14 protein-coding genes, 7 tRNA genes, 1 riboswitch and 1 other annotated feature are annotated in these 18,841 nt (G+C 37.5%); of the genes, 18 read left to right on the forward strand and 3 right to left on the reverse strand.

Features of this window, described 5'->3' with window-relative positions; translation table 11 throughout:
- The first annotated feature begins 37 nt into the window (after window positions 1-37).
- The 14 genes from FC73_RS00005 (at window position 38) to FC73_RS00070 (ending at window position 9,206) form a co-directional block, all read left to right on the forward strand.
- Window positions 38-112, forward strand: a tRNA-Asp gene (locus FC73_RS00005).
- Between the two features lie 67 nt (window positions 113-179).
- A tRNA-Phe gene (locus FC73_RS00010) sits at window positions 180-252 on the forward strand.
- Between the two features lie 6 nt (window positions 253-258).
- Window positions 259-341: transfer RNA gene (locus FC73_RS00015), tRNA-Tyr, on the forward strand.
- A 10-nt stretch (window positions 342-351) separates the two neighbouring features.
- Window positions 352-422 (forward strand) — tRNA-Trp (locus FC73_RS00020).
- 14 nt (window positions 423-436) lie between these two features.
- Window positions 437-509 (forward strand) — tRNA-His (locus FC73_RS00025).
- A 58-nt stretch (window positions 510-567) separates the two neighbouring features.
- Window positions 568-638, forward strand: a tRNA-Cys gene (locus FC73_RS00030).
- 30 nt (window positions 639-668) lie between these two features.
- Window positions 669-753, forward strand: a tRNA-Leu gene (locus tag FC73_RS00035).
- Window positions 754-1,356: 603 nt separating this feature from the next.
- Window positions 1,357-2,721, forward strand: a complete 1,365-nt coding sequence (locus tag FC73_RS00040) for a purine-cytosine permease family protein (RefSeq protein WP_010021731.1) — start codon at window positions 1,357-1,359, stop codon at window positions 2,719-2,721.
- Between the two features lies 1 nt (window position 2,722).
- On the forward strand, window positions 2,723-3,958 hold the full coding sequence (codA, locus tag FC73_RS00045) for a cytosine deaminase (RefSeq protein ID WP_010021730.1): 1,236 nt from the start codon (window positions 2,723-2,725) through the stop codon (window positions 3,956-3,958).
- A gap of 76 nt (window positions 3,959-4,034) precedes the next feature.
- Window positions 4,035-5,090, forward strand: coding sequence for a zinc-dependent alcohol dehydrogenase family protein (locus FC73_RS00050; RefSeq protein ID WP_010021729.1), 1,056 nt, complete (start codon window positions 4,035-4,037; stop codon window positions 5,088-5,090).
- A 227-nt stretch (window positions 5,091-5,317) separates the two neighbouring features.
- Window positions 5,318-6,619 (forward strand): uracil-xanthine permease family protein, encoded by a 1,302-nt coding sequence (locus tag FC73_RS00055; RefSeq protein WP_010021728.1) that lies wholly within the window; start codon window positions 5,318-5,320, stop codon window positions 6,617-6,619.
- A 323-nt stretch (window positions 6,620-6,942) separates the two neighbouring features.
- Entirely contained in the window at window positions 6,943-7,722 is a 780-nt protein-coding gene (locus FC73_RS00060; protein ID WP_010021726.1) for a transporter substrate-binding domain-containing protein, read from the forward strand.
- Window positions 7,723-7,752: 30 nt separating this feature from the next.
- On the forward strand, window positions 7,753-8,469 hold the full coding sequence (locus tag FC73_RS00065; protein WP_010021724.1) for an amino acid ABC transporter permease: 717 nt from the start codon (window positions 7,753-7,755) through the stop codon (window positions 8,467-8,469).
- Window positions 8,469-9,206, forward strand: a complete 738-nt coding sequence (locus FC73_RS00070) for an amino acid ABC transporter ATP-binding protein (RefSeq protein WP_010021723.1) — start codon at window positions 8,469-8,471, stop codon at window positions 9,204-9,206. The genes FC73_RS00065 and FC73_RS00070 overlap by 1 nt, the downstream gene beginning before the upstream one ends.
- 35 nt (window positions 9,207-9,241) lie before the next feature.
- Here FC73_RS00070 and FC73_RS00075 read toward each other — a convergent pair whose 3' ends face one another.
- On the reverse strand, window positions 9,242-9,937 hold the full coding sequence (locus tag FC73_RS00075) for a hypothetical protein (protein ID WP_010021722.1): 696 nt from the start codon (window positions 9,935-9,937) through the stop codon (window positions 9,242-9,244).
- A 109-nt stretch (window positions 9,938-10,046) separates the two neighbouring features.
- Window positions 10,047-10,127, forward strand: a riboswitch (SMK box riboswitch).
- On the opposite strand from FC73_RS00075, the gene metK reads away from it, so the two are divergent.
- Window positions 10,125-11,312, forward strand: a complete 1,188-nt coding sequence (metK, locus tag FC73_RS00080) for a methionine adenosyltransferase (RefSeq protein WP_010021721.1) — start codon at window positions 10,125-10,127, stop codon at window positions 11,310-11,312. (Overlaps the previous riboswitch by 3 nt.)
- A gap of 63 nt (window positions 11,313-11,375) precedes the next feature.
- The gene (locus FC73_RS00085) at window positions 11,376-12,845 is read left to right on the forward strand and encodes an MDR family MFS transporter (RefSeq protein ID WP_010021719.1); all 1,470 of its coding nucleotides are present in this window, start codon (window positions 11,376-11,378) and stop codon (window positions 12,843-12,845) included.
- Here the strand turns inward: FC73_RS00085 and mnmM are convergent.
- Complete coding sequence (gene mnmM / locus FC73_RS00090; protein ID WP_010021717.1) at window positions 12,842-13,417, reverse strand: tRNA 5-(aminomethyl)-2-thiouridylate-methyltransferase MnmM; 576 nt, start codon at window positions 13,415-13,417, stop codon at window positions 12,842-12,844. The genes FC73_RS00085 and mnmM overlap by 4 nt on opposite strands.
- 87 nt (window positions 13,418-13,504) lie before the next feature.
- Window positions 13,505-13,698: a binding site (T-box leader), on the forward strand.
- 55 nt (window positions 13,699-13,753) lie between these two features.
- Between mnmM and leuS the strand changes: the two genes are divergently transcribed.
- Window positions 13,754-16,171: a leucine--tRNA ligase gene (gene leuS, locus FC73_RS00095; protein ID WP_010021716.1), complete on the forward strand. Its 2,418-nt coding sequence runs from the start codon at window positions 13,754-13,756 to the stop codon at window positions 16,169-16,171.
- 82 nt (window positions 16,172-16,253) lie between these two features.
- A complete protein-coding gene (locus FC73_RS00100) occupies window positions 16,254-17,936 on the forward strand; it encodes a putative polysaccharide biosynthesis protein (RefSeq protein ID WP_010021715.1) in 1,683 nt (560 codons plus the stop codon).
- 52 nt (window positions 17,937-17,988) lie between these two features.
- Here the strand turns inward: FC73_RS00100 and FC73_RS00105 are convergent, their stop codons facing one another.
- Window positions 17,989-18,813: an NAD(P)H-hydrate dehydratase gene (locus FC73_RS00105; RefSeq protein ID WP_010021714.1), complete on the reverse strand. Its 825-nt coding sequence runs from the start codon at window positions 18,811-18,813 to the stop codon at window positions 17,989-17,991.
- Window positions 18,814-18,841: the final 28 nt, after the last annotated feature.

Consider the following 18,841-nt stretch of genomic DNA (forward strand, 5'->3'; position numbering starts at 1 on the left):
GGTCACAGGTTCGATCCCTGTATCCTCCATAACATATGGTCCGTTGGTCTAGTTGGTTCAGGACGCCTGCCTGTCACGCAGGAGATCACGAGTTCGAGTCTCGTACGGACCGTTTGTTGTAGAAACCCTTGCAACATTAATTAAATAGTTTTATTATTGTAAATGTCATAAAAGACAATGGCTCGGTAGCTCAGTTGGTAGAGCAACGGATTGAAGCTCCGTGTGTCGGCAGTTCGATTCTGTCCCGCGCCATTATATGGAAGGATAGCGAAGTCTGGCTAAACGCGGCGGACCGTAAATCCGCTCCTTCGGGTTCGGTGGTTCAAATCCACTTCCTTCCATTTTATTTATAGGGATATCGTACAACGGTAGTATACCGGTCTCCAAAACCGTTGATGTGGGTTCAATTCCTACTATCCCTGTTTATGATGTTATGGCGGTAGTGGTGAAGTGGTTAACACATCGGTTTGTGGTACCGACACGCGTGGGTTCGATTCCCACCTACCGCCCTTTTGATTGCTTGGTTCCAGTAGGGAAGGGCAGTTATTTAAGGCTTAGTGCCTTTATGGCGGTATAGCCAAGTGGTAAGGCAGAGGTCTGCAAAACCTTCATCACCGGTTCAAATCCGGTTACCGCCTTTGTTTTACTGCTTTAGCAATCATTAGCATGCCGGAGTGGCGGAACTGGCAGACGCGCTGGACTCAAAATCCAGTGATCATTGCGATCGTGTGGGTTCGAACCCCACCTCCGGTATAAACATAGTTACATAGAAGAACATTAGTTTTTTAAAACTAATGTTCTTTTTTATTATCTTCAATTTAATTTGTTTTTATTTAAATAGGAGTGTTTAAGGTTGAAATAGTAATTATCTTTCAGTCGTTTTGCTTGCTAATTTTGATGAATATAGCATATACTAATGATGCAGGGATGAGTCCGAGTACATTAAGGTTCTGTTGATCCTTCATTGTTGTTAATTTATTTAACTGCCCGGGCTTAGACCTGTTTTTGTGTCCAAAATTATAATATATGGTTTCGTATATAAAAATAGAGAACACCAGAAATGGTGCTCTCTATTTTCTTTTATTTTTTAACTTTATTTTGAGCTTTTTAAGTTTTAACTTTTGTTTCTTTAATTTAAGCTTTTGCTTTTTAATTCTTAATTTATCGCGTTTAATTCTAGCTTCGCGGCTTCCAAGCATAATTATCACTCCTTAATTAAACTATTATTTATGATACGCTCTTCCTTTTAGAATTCCAATTATTGTTTCATCAATGAATTTTACCTTTTCAATTATCTTGTGGATTACTATAATTAAAGCAATGTAATACTTTAATTATAAGTTAAGGAGGAGAAGAATGGCGCAAGATAATAAATATGAGGTTCATCCAATTCCCATGAGTGAACGGAATATGGGTTACTGGGATATGTTTGCAAACTGGTTTGGTGCCAATGCTAATAATGGAACGTGGTTTATTGGTGGAATTATTGCCGCCTGTGGACTTTGGGGTGGATTTAGTGCTCTAGTGCTTGCCTCCGTTGTTTCTTATCTGTTTCTTAGTTTAATTGGATATGAAGGATACCAAACGGGTTTATCAACTACTACGTTGAGTCGAGCAACCTTTGGAATCCGAGGAAGTATCATTCCTTCTGTCATTAATCTAGTCATGTTTATGGGATGGACAGCTGTTAATACATTCATTGCGGCTACGTCATTATCATATATTTTTAACACGTTCTTTGGGTGGCCAATTTTCGGAAAACCGGGTGGCACGTTCGGATTGGTAATTGGAATTTTAGTTATGAGTATTTTACATATTCTAAGTGTTATCGCGGGACAACGATCCATTAGAATCATTGAAAGAGTTGGAATCATTCTTGTCATTATTTTTGTAATATGGGAAGCAATAGCCGTCTTTAAAGACGTCTCACTTTCTCAATTATCTCATTGGGTAGTTCCTAAGAAAGATCAAATGCCATTTGGAGCTGCCATTGATAGTTTAGCCGCATTTAACTTGGCGTGGGTAACTAGTGGAGCTGATTTCACACGATTTACCAATAAGAAAAAAGTTTCAACAAGTGCACCATTTTGGGGTGCTTTACTTGGTGCCGTGAGTTTTGCTTCAATTGGATTATGTACCACAATTAGTATTGCCATTACGTCTGGGGTTTATGATCCTAATAATTCTGACCCAAGTACAGTGGCAAATAAACTAGGGTTAGGAATAATTGCAATGATTGTAATTGTTTTGACTAGTATGACTGCTAATGCCGTTAATCTTCAGGCTGCTGGTTCTGCTTTAACCAATATGAATCATAAAATAACTTTGAAACATTCTTTATTAATTGTAACGATTGTGGCGATGGCTTTAACTTTCATTCCTCTTTTAAGTGGCAGTTTCCTATCAGCTTTTACCGCTTTTCTAGATTATATTGGGATGTTTTTAGGTCCAATTATTTCAATTATGCTAGTTGATTATTTCTTACTTAATGATCGTGATTATAATTTGAGTTCATTTGGTGATCCCAAGGGAGAATTTTGGTATAGTCATGGTGTAAATTGGTTTGCTTTTGGACTTTGGGTTTTAGGTGTTTTGCTATACTTAGCTTTAAAAAACGTTTCAATTATAAAAAATACCATTGGAGCCACATTTATTGTGATGGGAGTTATTGCAATTCTTTACTATGTGATTGGTCGTATTTCAGAAAGACGAGGCAATTAAGATGATTATTAAACAAGGTTATATTGAAAATTCTAAGCAAAAGCAGGATCTTTTAATTAAGGACGGAAAAATTAAACGAATTGCTAATCACATTGATGATCCAGAAGAAAAAGTTATCGATGCCAATGGAAAACTAATTATTCCGCCATTTGTCGATTCACATGTTCATTTAGATTCAACCCTGACATCAGGGGAACCACGTTTTAATGAAAGTGGGACATTATTTGAAGGAATTTCCATTTGGGCCGATCGAAAGAAGAGTTTATCTGCACAAGATGTAAAAAGTCGTGCCATCCAAACCCTAAAAAATCAAGCTAAACATGGAATTCAATTTGTCCGAAGTCATGTTGATACGACTGATCCCAATTTTACCGCCCTTAAAGCGTTACTTGAAGTACGCGAAGAAGTGTCTGACTTCATTGACTTACAACTAGTTGCTTTTCCTCAGGAGGGGATTCTCTCTTTTCCTAATGGGAAGGAATTACTTGAAGAAGCCGTTAAAATGGGTGTCGATGCTGTGGGTGGAATTCCTCATTATGAATTTAATCAGTATTATGGGCGCGATTCATTAGAGTTTTTAATGAATTTAGCTGAAAAATATGATCGATTGGTTGATGTTCATTGTGATGAAATTGATGATCCCAATTCCAGAAATTTAGAGGTTCTTGCTACCTTAGCCTATGAATCTGGAATGAAGGATCGAGTAACTGCTAGTCATACCACCGCTCTTGGATCTTATAATGACGCTTACGCCGACAAACTCATGCGGTTACTAAGGATGTCTCAAATTAATATGGTAGCTAATCCGTTGGTTAATATGCATTTAGGAGGACGTTTTGATACATATCCGAAACGACGTGGTTTAACCCGAGTGAAAGAACTTTTAGAGCATGGAATTAACGTATCATTTGGTGAAGATGATATTAAAGATCCATGGTATCCCATGGGAAATGGTAATATGCTTGATGCACTTTACGTTGGAATCCTAGCAAGTCAATTGATGGGTTATCATCAAATTATGGATTCATATAAGTTAGTTACCACTAATGCTTCTAAAACACTTCATGTAAGTGATCATTATGGGATCGATGAGGGGAAACCAGCTAGCTTTTTAATTTTTGATACTGATAATTTTTATAATGAAATTAATGAAAGAAAAACACTCTTATATTCAATTAGAAATGGGAAAATATTGGTTCAAAAGCAACCTGAAAAAATTCAGATTTATTTTGATTAGTTCTTAGTTAGATTACTTTATTTTAAATTGTCTTGTGATACGATGAACGCGAAGATTAATTGAGGAGGGAATTGTAATGGTAGAAGAAACTAAGATTAATATTCCTAAAATCATGAATGCATGGGAGATCGTTAAACCAGGCCCAATTAATGGTGATAAATCACCATTGAAGTACGTAAGAAAAGAAGTACCAACGCCGGGTGACGGTGAGGTCCTCGTTAAAGTATTGACATGTGGAGTTTGTCACACAGACCTTCATGTTACCGAAGGTGATCTTCCAGTTCATAAGAAGAATTTAACACCTGGTCATGAAATTATTGGCAAAGTAGTTAAAAATGGTCCTCATACTCGCAGATTTAAAATCGGTGAACGAATTGGAATTCCATGGTTAAGAAAGACCTGTGGGGTATGTAAATATTGTCGTTCTGGCAGAGAAAACTTATGCCCATATTCTAAGTACACGGGATGGGACCATGATGGTGGATATGAAGAATATACGACCGTTCCTGAGGGATTTGCATATCGAATTCCAGAACGGTTTAATTCACTCAGAGCTGCCCCACTTCTCTGTGCGGGAATTATTGGTTATCGTGCTTTCGAGAGAGCCAACATCCCAGCTGGAGGTACTCTCGGAATCTATGGATTTGGTGGTTCAGCCCATATCACTGCTCAATTAGCAATTGATCAAGGAATTGAAGTTCACGTTTTTACTCGAGGTGAGGATGCCAAAAAGTTTGCGCTGTCACTTGGAGCTAAATCAGTAAATAACACTTATGATATGTCGCCGGTTCCTCTAGATTCATCCATTATTTTTGCACCAGTTGGAGAAGCCGTTCCTAATGCTCTAGAAAGTTTAGCTCCTGGTGGGACCCTTGCTTTAGCTGGAATTCACATGACTGATATTCCGCAAATGAGTTATGAGGATCATATCTTTCATGAAAAGAACTTAACCAGTGTTGAAAGTAATACGAGAAGTGATGGTGAAGAATTTTTAACTTTAGCTGATCGTTTACACATCGAACCTGATGTAACTGAATTTCCACTTGCTAAAGCAGATGAAGCACTAAAACGGGTTGCTAAGGGTGATCTAAAGGGTGCTTGTGTTTTAAATGTGGGATTAGATAGTGAGTAAAGTCTGTTAAATATGGTGTCATAAGGTGATCCGTTATCATTTTGATTTAGAAATTTTATTGACAAATAAAAATAAAAAAGATATTGTTTTAGTTAAATGAATCTTTAAGTTTGTCCAGTGAGGCAGCAAGATTTCGACTTTTAAAGTGAAACTGTATAACTTTATCTAATCGAGAACTGCTGCCCAAATGGACGGCAGTTTTTTATTAGAAGGGATGTCAGTAGAAAATGAATCAGAAAAAGGACTATATATTAGGAATTCATGATCGACCCACACCATTAAAATGGATTGGGCTTTCCTTACAGCACATGTTTTCAATGTTTGGTAGTACTGTGATCGTTCCATTGTTAGTTGGGTTAAGTCCAAGTATTGCTCTGTTTGCATCAGGGATCGGCACTTTGCTCCATGTTTTAATTACGAAGGGGAAAATTCCCGCCTACATGGGATCAAGTTTCGCATTTGTAACCCCAATGATGGCTCTAATGAAAACGACTGGAATTGCTGGAGTTTCTCAAGGAGTAGTAGCGGTGGGATTGGTTTATGTAATTGTAGCTACGATTATTTCATTTATTGGTTCTGATTGGATTGATAAGATTTTACCACCGGTCGTAGTAGGACCCATTGTGATGGTAATTGGATTATCGCTTGCTGGAAGTGCTGCCCAAAATGCGATGATGGATCATGGAAAGTATAGCTTAGTCTTTTTTGGAATCGCGATGGCAACCCTGTTCTTAGCTATTTTCTTTAACGTCAAACTCAAGGGCTTTTTGGGCTTAATTCCCATTTTATTGGCCATTGTTTGTGGTTATTTGATCTCAGTGGCTTGTGGATTGGTAGATATTCACGCCATCGTGGTTGCTCCATGGTTTAAAATGCCGCCATTTCACCTCATTGGAACCGAAAGGGGTTTTAAATTTGATTGGAATGCCATCCTAATTATGGCTCCAATTGCCTTTGTAACAATGACTGAACACATGGGGCATTTAATGGTATTAGGCGAAATGACTCATAAGGATTTCTTCAAAGATCCGGGCCTTAATCGAACCCTTGCAGGAGATGGAGCAGCCTCCCTTGCTGCTGGAATTCTTGGTGGACCAGCCGTAACTAGTTATGGTGAAAACATTGGAGTGATGGCAATTACTAAAGTTTACAGTGTTTGGGTAATTGTTGGTGCGGCAATTTTTGCAATGATTTTTGCCTTTGTAAACAAATTGAATGTTCTTATCATGCAAATGCCATTGCCTGTAATTGGTGGGATTAGTTTTCTCTTGTTTGGAACAATTGCCGCTAATGGTGCCAAAGTAATGATTGATAACAAGTTAGACATGGATAAAAAGCGTAATTTAATGATTGCGTCGGTTATTTTGGTAATTGGAATTGGAAATGCTTACATTCAAATCGGAAGTTTTCAATTTACGGGAGTAGCTTTAGCTACTGTCATTGGAATTGTTTTAAACCTTCTTTTACCAAAAGATGAACATGATGATCCAGATCTTGAAGATCAAACTATTGACCCAGTAAAGAAATAGTAATATTATGATTTCATATTGATGAATACGAAAGGGGAAGTAATTATGTGTAAACCTTGTTGTTGCAAAAAAGATTTAAAACAATCTAACGACAATTTTGGTATGCACTCAAAGACTTCTCTATAAATGATATTATTTTATTATAATAATTATAGTTATGAGAGGACTGGTGGATCCAGTCCTCTTTTTTGTGTTCATTTATGATCAATTTAGGAGGTAGCGTCATGAGAAAGTTACTTGACTGTTTAAATTTTTAGAGTAAAATAAACATAGTGAATTAATTAATTTTGTACAACATATTTTAATGAATGGGGATTTTAATTATGAAGAAAAGATGGCCGTTACTTTTACTGACAGGTGTTGCTGCTTTAGCACTAACTGTTACTGCTTGTGGGAAACAATCAGAAACTAAGAAGCCTGGCACGTTAACTGTTGGAATGGAGGGAACTTATGCTCCTTATTCCTACAAGGATAAAAACGGTAAATTAACTGGATTTGAAGTTGACCTTGCTAAGGATGTTGCTAAGAAGATGGGCATGAAAGTTCAATACAAATTAACTGGATGGGACTCATTAATCCAAGGGTTAAATTCTAATTCATACGATGTCATCTTTAACAATATGGCAATTAATCCTTCACGTAAGAAGCAGTATCGTTTTGCAACTCCTTACATCTACTCAAAGTCGATCATGATTACTAAGAAGGGTTCACCAATCAAGAATGCTCAGGACTTTAAGGGTAAGAAAGTTGCCGAAGGAACAGGAACTGACAACTGGGACAACGCCGAAAAGCTTCATGCTAAACCAGTTTCATCACCAGAATTTAATACTTCAATGCAAATGATTGATCAAGGACGAGTTAGCGGAGCAATCAATGCTCAACCAGCATGGCAAACTTGGTATGCTAGTCACAAGGATACCGATCTACAAGCTAAACTAATTCCAACGAACATCATTCCTCAAGGTGAAATTGCCCCAATGATGAATAAGAAGTCCGCTAAATTGAACAAACAGATGGACAAAGCGCTGAATGAACTTCGAAAAGATGGGACTTTGAAGCGTCTATCAATGAAGTACTTTGGAGAAAATATTACAGATAAATAATATTTAGTTTAGTTAGGAGATTAAAGAATTATGTGGGACATTATCATTTCATCATTGCCTAGTCTTTTAGAAGCAATGATGAAATACACCATTCCGCTAACCATCATTTCTTTCTTTTTTGGTTTGATTCTTGCGATTGTGACTGCCTTAATAAAATTCTTGAAGCCTCATGGAAATGCATTTGTTAGATCTATTTGGGGAATTTTAAGGGTAATTGCGGATGTTTATGTGTGGGCTTTTCGTTCCACTCCGTTGTTGGTTCAGTTGTTTATCATTTATTTTGGATTACCTAATTTGCAAAATTTCATCCCTGGTTTTAATTTTGAAATTCCAGCGTTTACAGCTGCTGTAATTGGATTTTCATTAAATACGGGTGCATATGCTTCAGAAACAATTCGTTCAGCTTTAATGTCAGTCCCCCAAGATCAATGGGATGCAGCTTATACACTTGGTTTTAGTACTACTCAGACCCTTTGGTATATCATTTTGCCACAAGCAGCTCGAATTGTACTTCCACCACTATCTAATGAATTCATCGGATTAGTTAAGGATACTTCCTTGGCAAGTACAATTACTATCACTGAAATGTTTCAGGTTAGTCAACAGATTGCGGCTCACAACTATCAGCCACTACTTATGTATACCGAAGTAGCTGCTCTCTATGCCATTTTGTGCAGTATTTTAACGATCCTTCAACATTATCTCGAGAAGCGTTCTTCAAGATATTTAAAGGGGGATGAAGGCTAATGATTAAAATCAAAGATATCGTAAAAAAATATGACGGAAAGACGGTCCTTGATAATATTAGTACTGAATTTCCAGAGGGGAAAACAACCGTGATCGTTGGTCCTTCTGGGTCGGGAAAGTCAACTTTACTTCGTTCGTTGGATTTGTTGGTTCATCCAGATTCTGGGATAATTAGTTTCCCTAATTTTTCGCTGAACTATGCTGATAAAATTACCAGCAAGCAGAGTAAAGAACTCCGTGCACAAACCAGCATGGTGTTTCAAAATTGGAATCTTTTTCCTAATTTGCGTGTGATTGATAACATCACAGCTGCTCCAATTCATGTTCATAAGGTTCCTAAGAAAGAGGCCATTGCACAAGCAAATGAATTGTTAAAGCGAGTTGGTCTTGAGAAATACGCTGATTTTTATCCTGATGAGTTATCGGGTGGAATGCAACAGCGGATCTCAATTTGTAGAGCTCTGGCAGTTAAGCCAAAATACATTCTGTTGGACGAACCAACGAGTGCACTTGATCCAGAACTCGAGACGCAAGTATTAGAAATGCTGGAAGAATTAGCTCAGCAAGGTCAATCAATGGTCATGATTACCCATAACATTGAATTTGCAAAATTATCAGCAGATAAAATGCTTTTTATTGAGAATGGTGAAAAGATCTTTGACGGTTCTAAGGATGAATTCTTTAATAATCCTTCACCAAGAATTAAAGAGTTTTTGGATGCTATCTCATTACAATAAACAAAAATGGACTTCAGTAATCTGAAGTCCATTTTTTATATAAAAGCAGCAAGTCCAATGATTATAAATGAAAGCAAACAATTTTCAGGAGTTTCTTTTTCGCTAAAAATCTGAATTCCGTATGAAATTAAGACCAGGGCGATTAAAATAATACATTTAACGATTGAAAAATTAGCTAGTAAAAAGCCAGCAAAAATCAAAATAAAAATAAAATTCAATTTACTTTCAAGACGATGATGAAAGAAGGGTACAAAGAACAGGCAGTATAGACAGAATAGAATACCAACGTTGACTAGAACACTTGATTCTAGATATTGATTATCTAGATAACAAAAAGAAATTACGGGTGCAATTGAATTGAGAAATGAAAAACAAACTAAACCATAATAATTTTCCAACTTAAATTTGGGAATCATCACGATAATATTAGTAATTCCGAGGATGGCAAACAAAATGGTTAACAGAATTGGAAATAACGTAATTAATGCTAGCACCACTGGAATTACATTTAATAAGAGATTAATTCGAGGATCATAATGGATGATAAAAAGTAATAGAGAAGCGGACCATAAAAATTCTGAAATCACTAAAACTACTAGCCGAGTGGTCCAATGAACTGATAAAAGATCTACTTGGGAGGCAAATAGCCAGATTAAGGTATTTAAAATGATAAAAACGAATAAGATGACCGCCTTAACCGCGGTTTGATTCTTTTCAATAAAAGTTTTCATAATAGTGTCCTTTTTATATTGATAAATCTATGTTAATCAATTATCGAAATTTGTACAATGGAGATTTTATGAGCCTTTTTAATTACTTATAAATATGTTATTATTATTATACAGTTATGAGCAGATTCCCGATAGGATTCACGAAAGTGAAGTTGCCTTGTAACCACCAATCATAGGGGGAATAAAAATGTCAGAGAAGCGTTTATTTACTTCTGAATCAGTTTCAGAAGGTCATCCTGATAAGGTTGCTGATCAGATTAGTGATGCAATTTTGGATGCAATTTTAAAAAAAGATCCAGATGCTCGAGTTGCCTGTGAAACATCTGTTACTACGGGTTTGGTTTTAGTATTTGGAGAAATTTCAACTACTGCATATGTGAACATTCAAAAAGTGGTCAGAGATACCATTCGTGAGATTGGATATAATGACCCTAAATATGGGTTTGATGCTGACAGTGTTGCTGTTTTAGTATCACTTGATGAACAGTCGCCTGATATTGCTCAGGGAGTCGATGAGTCCGTTGAAACACGTGGCGGGGATGTTGACCCACTTGATAAGATTGGAGCCGGTGACCAAGGAATTATGTTTGGTTATGCTGACAGTGAGACGCCAGAATTAATGTCACTTCCAATTTCATTGAGTCATCACTTAATGCAAAAGTTAGCTAAATTGCGTAAAAGTAATGAAATTCCTTATTTGCGTCCTGATGCTAAGGCTGAGGTAACCGTCGAATATGATAAAGATGACAACCCTAAGCGAGTTGATACTGTCGTTTTAAGTACTCAACATGATCCTGATGTTACACAAGATCAAATTAGAAAAGATGTCATTGAGAAGGTCATTAAAACTACGATTCCTGCCAAATACCTTGATGATCATACCAAATATTTAATTAATCCAACCGGAAAATTTGTGGTTGGAGGACCAGTAGGTGATGCTGGATTGACGGGAAGAAAAATCATCGTTGATACGTATGGTGGTGCCGCTCATCATGGTGGAGGCGCTTTTTCTGGAAAGGATGCCACGAAGGTAGATCGTTCCGCAAGTTATGCCGCTCGTTACATTGCTAAAAACATCGTAGCAGCTGGGCTTGCCAAAAAGATTGAAATTCAATTGGCATATGCAATCGGGGTAGCCGAACCTGTATCTATCTCAGTTAACACGTTTGGGACTTCGAAAGTTTCCAATGATCAACTAGTGGAAGCAATTAGAAAAATCTTTGATTTGCGACCAGCTGGCATCATTAAGATGCTTGATTTAAAACGACCAATTTATAAGCAAACTGCTGCTTATGGTCATTTCGGAAGAACTGATGTGGATCTTCCGTGGGAGCATACTGACAAGGTGAAAGCACTGCAAGATTATTTTAAATAAAGTTTTAAATGACGACCTTCAATGGTCGCTTTTTTATTTGATCAATTAGAAAGATGATGAAAAATGAAGGGTAAAACAAATGTTAAGGTTGTGACAATTGCACTATTTGTTGCAACGTTTATGAGTGCGGTTGAGGGAACCATTGTATCGACCGCTATGCCTACGATTGTTGGGGATCTTCACGGAGTTTCATTAATGAACTGGGTTTTTTCAATTTTTCTATTGACAAACTCAATTGCAACTCCTATTTATGGCAAGTTAGCTGATCAGTTAGGCCGTAAATCGGTCTTTATCTTTGGACTTGTAGTTTTTGTTATTGGGTCCATGCTGTCGGGAATGTCCAATAGTATGGGAACTTTGATTTTGTGGCGTGCGGTTCAAGGAGTTGGTGCTGGTGTGATTATGCCGGTTTCATTTACCATTATTGCCGACATGTATTCTTTTGAAAAGCGAGCTCAGATCGTTGGACTGAATGGTTCAGCATGGGGAATTGCTTCCGTGGTTGCACCATTACTTGGTGGCTTTTTAGTTGATAATCTATCATGGCACTGGGTCTTTTTCATTAACGTTCCCATCGGAATTTTAACGATTGTTTTAATTGCATTATTTTTGCATGAACCAAAACGGAAAATTGAAAGTAAAATGGATCTCCCGGGAGTGGTTTTAATTGCCGTGCTCTTATTTTCAATAATGTATATGTTCCAAGTTTTAAGTGAAGCCCCAATTAATTGGGCCATGGTAATTGGATGTCTAATTGTTGCCCTGGTAAGCGGTTTCTTATTTTATAAACAAGAAAAACGTGCTGCTGATCCCTTGATCCCAATTCAAATGTTTAAAAGTCGGACTTTTGTCACGCAAAATTTAATTGCCGCGTTGATTAGTGGGTTTATTTTTGGTTATGAGGTCTATCTTCCAGATTGGACACAAGGAATTTTAGGATTGAAAGCCACCATGGCCGGCTTTGCCATCACGCCAAGTTCGGTTCTCTGGTTAATTGGTTCTTTTGTATCGGGGAAGATGATTTTGAAGTACCGGCCACAACAAATTATGAATTTTAGTTTATCCTTTATTTTAGTTGGGGCTATTTGTATGGTATTTTTACCAATTACTACGCCATTCTGGATTTTCTTTGTTCTATCGGCTGTTCTAGGAACTGGATTTGGAATTACCATTACGACATCAACCGTTACGGTTCAAAATGAGGTGCCACCAGAGCACGTGGGGGTAGCGTCGTCATTTAATACGTTGAGTAGAACACTAGGCCAGACTATCATGATCTCTATTTTTGGAATTGTGATGAATACTTCTATGGCGAAGGGTGTAAGTAACCATCCGGGAACTAGTTTAAAAATGATGAATACTTTAATTAATCCTCAGACGGCGGTAAATCTTTCTGAAAAAGTACTGCCTGTTCTTCATGAGATTCTTTATACAGCGATTCATAACATCTTTATTTTGGCCCTATTATTGGTTATTTTATCGTATGTTGTTAACTGGTTTGATCATAAAAAAATGCAAAAGAAAACGAACTAAGATGATTTAGTTCGTTTTTGAATTGCAATTAATATTGGTGGATCATTAATTTGATTGATAAACTGATATTTCAAGACGTTGTATTGATGTTGATCAAGGCTACCTGCAAAGTCTAAAACCTGATTTTTTTCTTCTTTACCACCGGGATGTCCATAGTACAAAACTAAAATAATGATGCCATTTGGGGTTAAATTATTTAGAATGGCCGAAACGGCTTTTAGAGTTGTTGCCGGTTTAGTTATGATGGTTTTATTTCCAGTGGGTAAGTATCCCAGGTTAAAGATAGCGGCGGAAATTGGTTGATCATTAATGTACCTCTTTACGTTTTCGTGTCCGTCATGAATAACTTCACACTGAGGTTGGACCTCATTTTCGTTTATTCGATGGTTAGTGGCATCAATGGCACTTTGCTGAATGTCAAAGCTAAAGACTTTTCCCTTTTGACCAACAAGTTGAGCTAAAAAGAGGGTGTCATGTCCCAATCCGGCGGTTCCGTCAATGACATTATCACCAGGCTTAACCGTTTTTTTAAGTAGGGTATGACTAAAATTTAATGCTGATTGTAGTTTCATTGTAAACACCTCAATCATCATTATATCAGGAATCAAGATTGGCTTGTTTTTTTATAGAAAATTTGGTAGAGTTTATTTATTCATATATTAATATTGTTGAGATGAACTATTAGATTGATTTCATTTTTCAGAAACCAAGTGGGTGATGTAAACTTGGATTTGAAATAATTGAACTTATCATCGAATTTTAACCGAATTAAAAGTTAAACGTTTTCCGCGTTATGGAATCAAGAGTCTCTTATGAGAAATTTAGGTGGTACCGCGGAATCCTCGTCCTATAGAATTGTGTTTCTATAGGCTTTTTTTATGGCAATTTTTACTAAGGAGTGAACTTTAATGGCTTACGATCATTCAAAGATTGAAAAGAAATGGCAAAAATACTGGGAAGATCATCAAACCTTTAAAACCAGTGATAAACAAGAAAAAGATAAATACTATGTTTTAGATATGTTCCCTTATCCATCTGGTCAAGGACTTCATGTTGGTCACCCAGAGGGATATACGGCAACTGATATCATGGCCCGTTTTAAACGGATGCAGGGCAAAAATGTGTTGCATCCAATTGGTTGGGACGCTTTTGGCTTACCAGCTGAGCAATACGCTTTGAAGACAGGACATAATCCGCGAGACTTCACTAAGAAAAACATTGAGAATTTTAAACGACAAATTAAATCATTAGGATTTTCTTATGATTGGGACCGGGAAGTAAACACTTCTGACCCTAGCTATTATAAGTGGACTCAATGGATTTTTGAACAACTATATAAGATGGGACTTGCCTATGAAGACGAGATTGAAGTTAATTGGGCACCTGACTTTATGGGTGGTACTGTCGTTTCAAATGAAGAAGTTGTCAACGGAAAAACCGAACGGGGTGGCTATGACGTTTACAGAAAGCCCATGAAGCAATGGGTTTTAAAGATTACCGCGTACGCCGATCGCTTACTTGATGATCTTGATGATTTAGACTGGCCTGAAAGTATTAAACAAATGCAGCGAAACTGGATTGGTCGTTCGGTAGGGGCCAGCATTTCATTTGATGTCAATGAAGAAGATCAGAAGATCGAAGTGTTTACCACTCGACCGGACACAATTTATGGGGTATCCTATTTAGTTCTGTCCCCAGAAAATCCAATCGTTGATCAGATCATGACGCCAGAGCAGAAATCTGAAGTTGAGAATTATCGGGCCAAGATTGCTTCTAAGTCTGATTTGGAACGGACTGATTTAAATAGGGATAAATCAGGAGTATTTACTGGTGCATACGCTATTAATCCCGTTAACGGGAAAAGAATCCCAATCTGGATTGGAGACTATGTTCTGCCAAACTATGGAACTGGAGCAGTAATGGCGGTTCCGGCACACGATCAACGTGATTTTGATTTTGCTAAAAAATTTGATTTGCCAATCATTCCAGTTATTGAAGGTGGCGACGTTAGTGAGGAACCATACACTGGTGATGGAGTTCACATTAATTCTGATTTTCTTGACGGGATGAATAAAAAACAAGCCATCGACAAAATTATCGAATGGTTAAAAGACCATCATGCTGGAAACAAGAAGGTTAATTATCGTTTACGTGACTGGATCTTTAGTCGTCAACGTTACTGGGGTGAGCCCATTCCAGTAATCCATTGGGATGACGGAACTACTTCGCTTGTCCCAGAAGATCAGCTTCCATTAAGATTACCTAAGACTGCTGACATTCAACCATCTGGAACTGGTGAAAGTCCACTTGCTAACCTGACAGACTGGGTTAACGTTACCGATAAAAATGGACGTCACGGAAGGCGAGAAACTAACACGATGCCACAATGGGCGGGAAGTTCTTGGTATTACTTAAGATACGTTGATCCTCATAATGATAAGATGATTGCCGATCCAGAAAAACTTAAGTACTGGCTTCCAATTGATTTATACGTTGGTGGGGCTGAACATGCAGTTTTGCACTTACTCTATGCTCGCTTCTGGCATAAGGTACTTTATGATTTAGGGGTTGTTCCTACTAAAGAACCATTTCAGAAACTAGTTAATCAGGGAATGATTTTAGGGACTAATCACGAAAAGATGTCTAAATCTAAGGGCAATGTGGTTAACCCAGATGACATTGTTAAACAGTATGGGGCAGACACACTGCGATTATATGAAATGTTCATGGGCCCACTCTCTGAATCTAAACCATGGAATACGGATGGAATTGTTGGAGCTAATCGATGGATCAAACGAATTTGGCGTCTTTACATGAATGATGATAATACGCTTAGTGATGTGATTGTTGATGATAATGATGGAAGCCTAGATAAGATTTATAACCAAACCGTTAAGAAAGTTACTGACGATTTTGAAAACATGCGTTTTAACGTTGCCATTTCACAAATGATGGTTTTCATTAATGAAGCGTATAAAGCTAACAAATTACCCAAGAAGTATGCGGAAGGCTTTATTAAACTGCTTTCGCCAATTACTCCTCACGTGGCTGAAGAATTGTGGCAACAATTAGGCCATGATCGCTCAATTGAACTTTCACAATGGCCAGAAGCTGATGAAAGTAAACTGCAAGAAGATCAAGTTGAACTAGTTGTTCAGGTCAATGGTAAAGTGCGTGGTCATATTAAAGTGAGCGTCGATGCTGGCAAAGATGAGACCGAACAAATTGCTTTAGATGATGAGAACGTTAAATCATTCCTTGATGGGAAGACGGTTAGAAAAGTGATCGTTGTTCCAAAGAAAATCGTTAATATTGTTGCAAAGTAAAAAGGTTATTCATGGAAAATTTGATATTATTTTTTGAAATGTTTAAAATTTATATTTGTAACGTGAAAGTAGGGGAAAATTTGTGAACAACGAGTTTGAACAAGATGAATTAGAAAAAGATGAAATTGAAGATAGTGAAAAATCTCAAGGTAAGATGGTTAAAGGATCAGCTTGGATGACCATTGGTAGCATTCTTTCTCGAATCCTTGGTGCCATTTATATTATTCCTTGGCGTTTGATTTTTGGAGCTTCATTGTTCCCGCTTGCTAATACGTTGTATACCATGGGTTACAATATTTATAGTGAATTTCTGACGATTGCTATTGCTGGAATTCCCTCAGCTGTTGCCAAAGAAGTGGCGCATTACAATGCTCTAAATGAGTATGGAGTGAGTGCCAAGCTTTATAAAAAGGGAATTACGCTTTCAATTGTGACCGGAGTTGTTTGTGCTCTTTTGATTTATTTTTGTGCGCCTATCTTAGCTGGTAGTGGTGGAAAAAATGCCATTCCAGTTATTCGTTCATTGGCATGGGCAATTTTAATCATTCCAGCCATGAGTTTGACCCGTGGATACTTTCAAGGATTCCAACAGATGGCTCCTTCTGCCATGTCTCAATTTGTTGAGCAATTAGGACGTGTCATTTATATGTTGGCCTCTGCTTTTTTCATTATGGTGATTATTCATGGTAGTTGGGTAACGGCCGTTACCCAATCGACGTTTGCGGCCTTTGTTGGTGCAATCTTTGGTTTTCTGGCCCTTGGCTGGTACTACTGGCGCCGACGTGATCATTTTCAAGGATTGATTGCTTCAAGTGATAATGCCATCAACGTTAAGACTAATGACCTCTATAAGGAGATTATTAGTCAAGCGGTTCCTTTTATCATTCTAGGTTCTGGCATTACCATCTTTCAGTTAATTGATCAATACTCATTCTTTAACATTATGCATTGGGCAACTAATTACACTAATACTAATCTTCAATATATCTATGCAATTTTTGCCGCTAATGCTAATAAATTAATTATGATTGTGGTTTCGTTAGCATCGGCTTTAGCAATTACTGTAGTGCCATTGTTATCAGAGGCCCGTACTAAGGGTGATAATCACTCGATTAGTAAACAACTTAGCAATGCGTTGATTTTGTTTGAATTTGTGATGTTTCCAGCAGCATTAGGAATGGCTGCCATTGCTGGACCAATTAACCGAACTTTTTACGGGACGGCTAATATGGATCTTGGGGCAGACGTTTTAACCTTTTCTGCCATTGTTTCGATTAGTCTGGGACTATTTACCGTTGTAACTGCATTAATGCAAGGGATTTCGGAGAACAAGCGGGCTGTTAAATATTTTGTGGTAGGAACCGTCATTAAATTAGTTACTCAAGTTCCACTTGTATACTTTTTCGGTGCGTTTGGTGCTTTGATGGCTACTACGGTTGGATTTACAATTGCTAATTATCTAATCATTCATTCTCTTAGACGTGAATTTGGATTGGAAATGGATGATATTAAAACTAACTCAGTTAAAATTTTAACGTTTGCGCTAATCACATATTTGGTGGCTTTGATTGTTGTATACGGAGCTAACTTTGGACTCGGATTGATATTTAATTACAATAGTTCACTGATTAGTTTGTTTGTTTCTATTTTAGCAACAGCAGCTGGTGGTTTTGTGTACTTATTCTTAGTACTAAGGAGCCGGGTTGCGGATCGAGTTTTAGGAAATAAAATGAAGAGTGTTAGAGGATTATTACACATTCGATAAAATTAAAAAAATGACAGGATTTAAATCCTGTCATTTTTTATTATCATTAATTTCATGCTTCGTGTTCATGCATAAATTTAGGAAGTCTCTTTGAAATCTGATGGGGAAGGACAACATACTGTGTATTTGCCAATTCATCAGCAATGGCACTATGAGAATAAACCGCGGCTAAAACCGCATCAACTTCGTTATCGAATTGGGCTACAAATCCACCGATAATTCCAGCAAGGGTATCACCCATACCTCCAGTTGCTTGAGCAGGCGTTCCAGTCGTATTTTGATAGACTTCATTGGGAGTGTAAACTTCAGTTCGATCAGATTTAAGAACAACAATTCCACCAATTTTGTCACGAGCGGCCTTATTACGTTCTTCGGTTTGATCTGCCATTTTAATTCCTGAAAGACGCTGCCATTCCATCTGATGTGGCGTAAAAATTAATTTAGCATCTGGAAGTTTGAGGCCGCGTTCAGCAACCATGGTAATGGCTGACCCATCAATTAGTAAAGTTTGATCTGGGGTGACAGTATCAAAGACGGTTTCCATAATTTCGCAACTATGATCATCAGTTCCAAGACCAGAACCAATCGTAATGACCTTCATTGATTTAATTAATTGAACCATTTGATCAGTGTCATTATAATCTGCAAACATGGCTTCTGGTAGCCAAGCATGAAGAGAACTTTGATTGGTGGGATCTGTGATAGTGGTAGTGAGTCCAGCTCCTGAGTAAACTGCTCCAAGCGAGCTCATGATAATTGCACCACCAAAGTTTTCATTACCACCAATTAGAGCAATTTTGCCGTAAGTTCCCTTAAAACTATTTTTAGGACGGATTCGAATGGTTTTAGTTAAGATTGATTTGTCAATTTTTTTCATTTTATTCACCTCGTTTGCATTATATCAT

The sequence above is a fragment of the Fructilactobacillus fructivorans genome (assembly GCF_001434095.1).
In the GTDB taxonomy this organism is placed as follows: domain Bacteria; phylum Bacillota; class Bacilli; order Lactobacillales; family Lactobacillaceae; genus Fructilactobacillus; species Fructilactobacillus fructivorans.

What these genes read in the sequence shown, in the direction of transcription:
- FC73_RS00040 (WP_010021731.1), top strand. Translation starts at nt 1,357, where the DNA reads ATGGCGCAAGATAATAAATATGAGGTTCATCCAATTCCCATGAGTGAA.
- codA (WP_010021730.1), top strand. Translation starts at nt 2,723, where the DNA reads ATGATTATTAAACAAGGTTATATTGAAAATTCTAAGCAAAAGCAGGAT.
- FC73_RS00050 (WP_010021729.1), top strand. Translation starts at nt 4,035, where the DNA reads ATGGTAGAAGAAACTAAGATTAATATTCCTAAAATCATGAATGCATGG.
- FC73_RS00055 (WP_010021728.1), top strand. Translation starts at nt 5,318, where the DNA reads ATGAATCAGAAAAAGGACTATATATTAGGAATTCATGATCGACCCACA.
- FC73_RS00060 (WP_010021726.1), top strand. Translation starts at nt 6,943, where the DNA reads ATGAAGAAAAGATGGCCGTTACTTTTACTGACAGGTGTTGCTGCTTTA.
- FC73_RS00065 (WP_010021724.1), top strand. Translation starts at nt 7,753, where the DNA reads ATGTGGGACATTATCATTTCATCATTGCCTAGTCTTTTAGAAGCAATG.
- FC73_RS00070 (WP_010021723.1), top strand. Translation starts at nt 8,469, where the DNA reads ATGATTAAAATCAAAGATATCGTAAAAAAATATGACGGAAAGACGGTC.
- FC73_RS00075 (WP_010021722.1), bottom strand. Translation starts at nt 9,937, where the DNA reads ATGAAAACTTTTATTGAAAAGAATCAAACCGCGGTTAAGGCGGTCATC.
- metK (WP_010021721.1), top strand. Translation starts at nt 10,125, where the DNA reads ATGTCAGAGAAGCGTTTATTTACTTCTGAATCAGTTTCAGAAGGTCAT.
- FC73_RS00085 (WP_010021719.1), top strand. Translation starts at nt 11,376, where the DNA reads ATGAAGGGTAAAACAAATGTTAAGGTTGTGACAATTGCACTATTTGTT.
- mnmM (WP_010021717.1), bottom strand. Translation starts at nt 13,417, where the DNA reads ATGAAACTACAATCAGCATTAAATTTTAGTCATACCCTACTTAAAAAA.
- leuS (WP_010021716.1), top strand. Translation starts at nt 13,754, where the DNA reads ATGGCTTACGATCATTCAAAGATTGAAAAGAAATGGCAAAAATACTGG.
- FC73_RS00105 (WP_010021714.1), bottom strand. Translation starts at nt 18,813, where the DNA reads ATGAAAAAAATTGACAAATCAATCTTAACTAAAACCATTCGAATCCGT.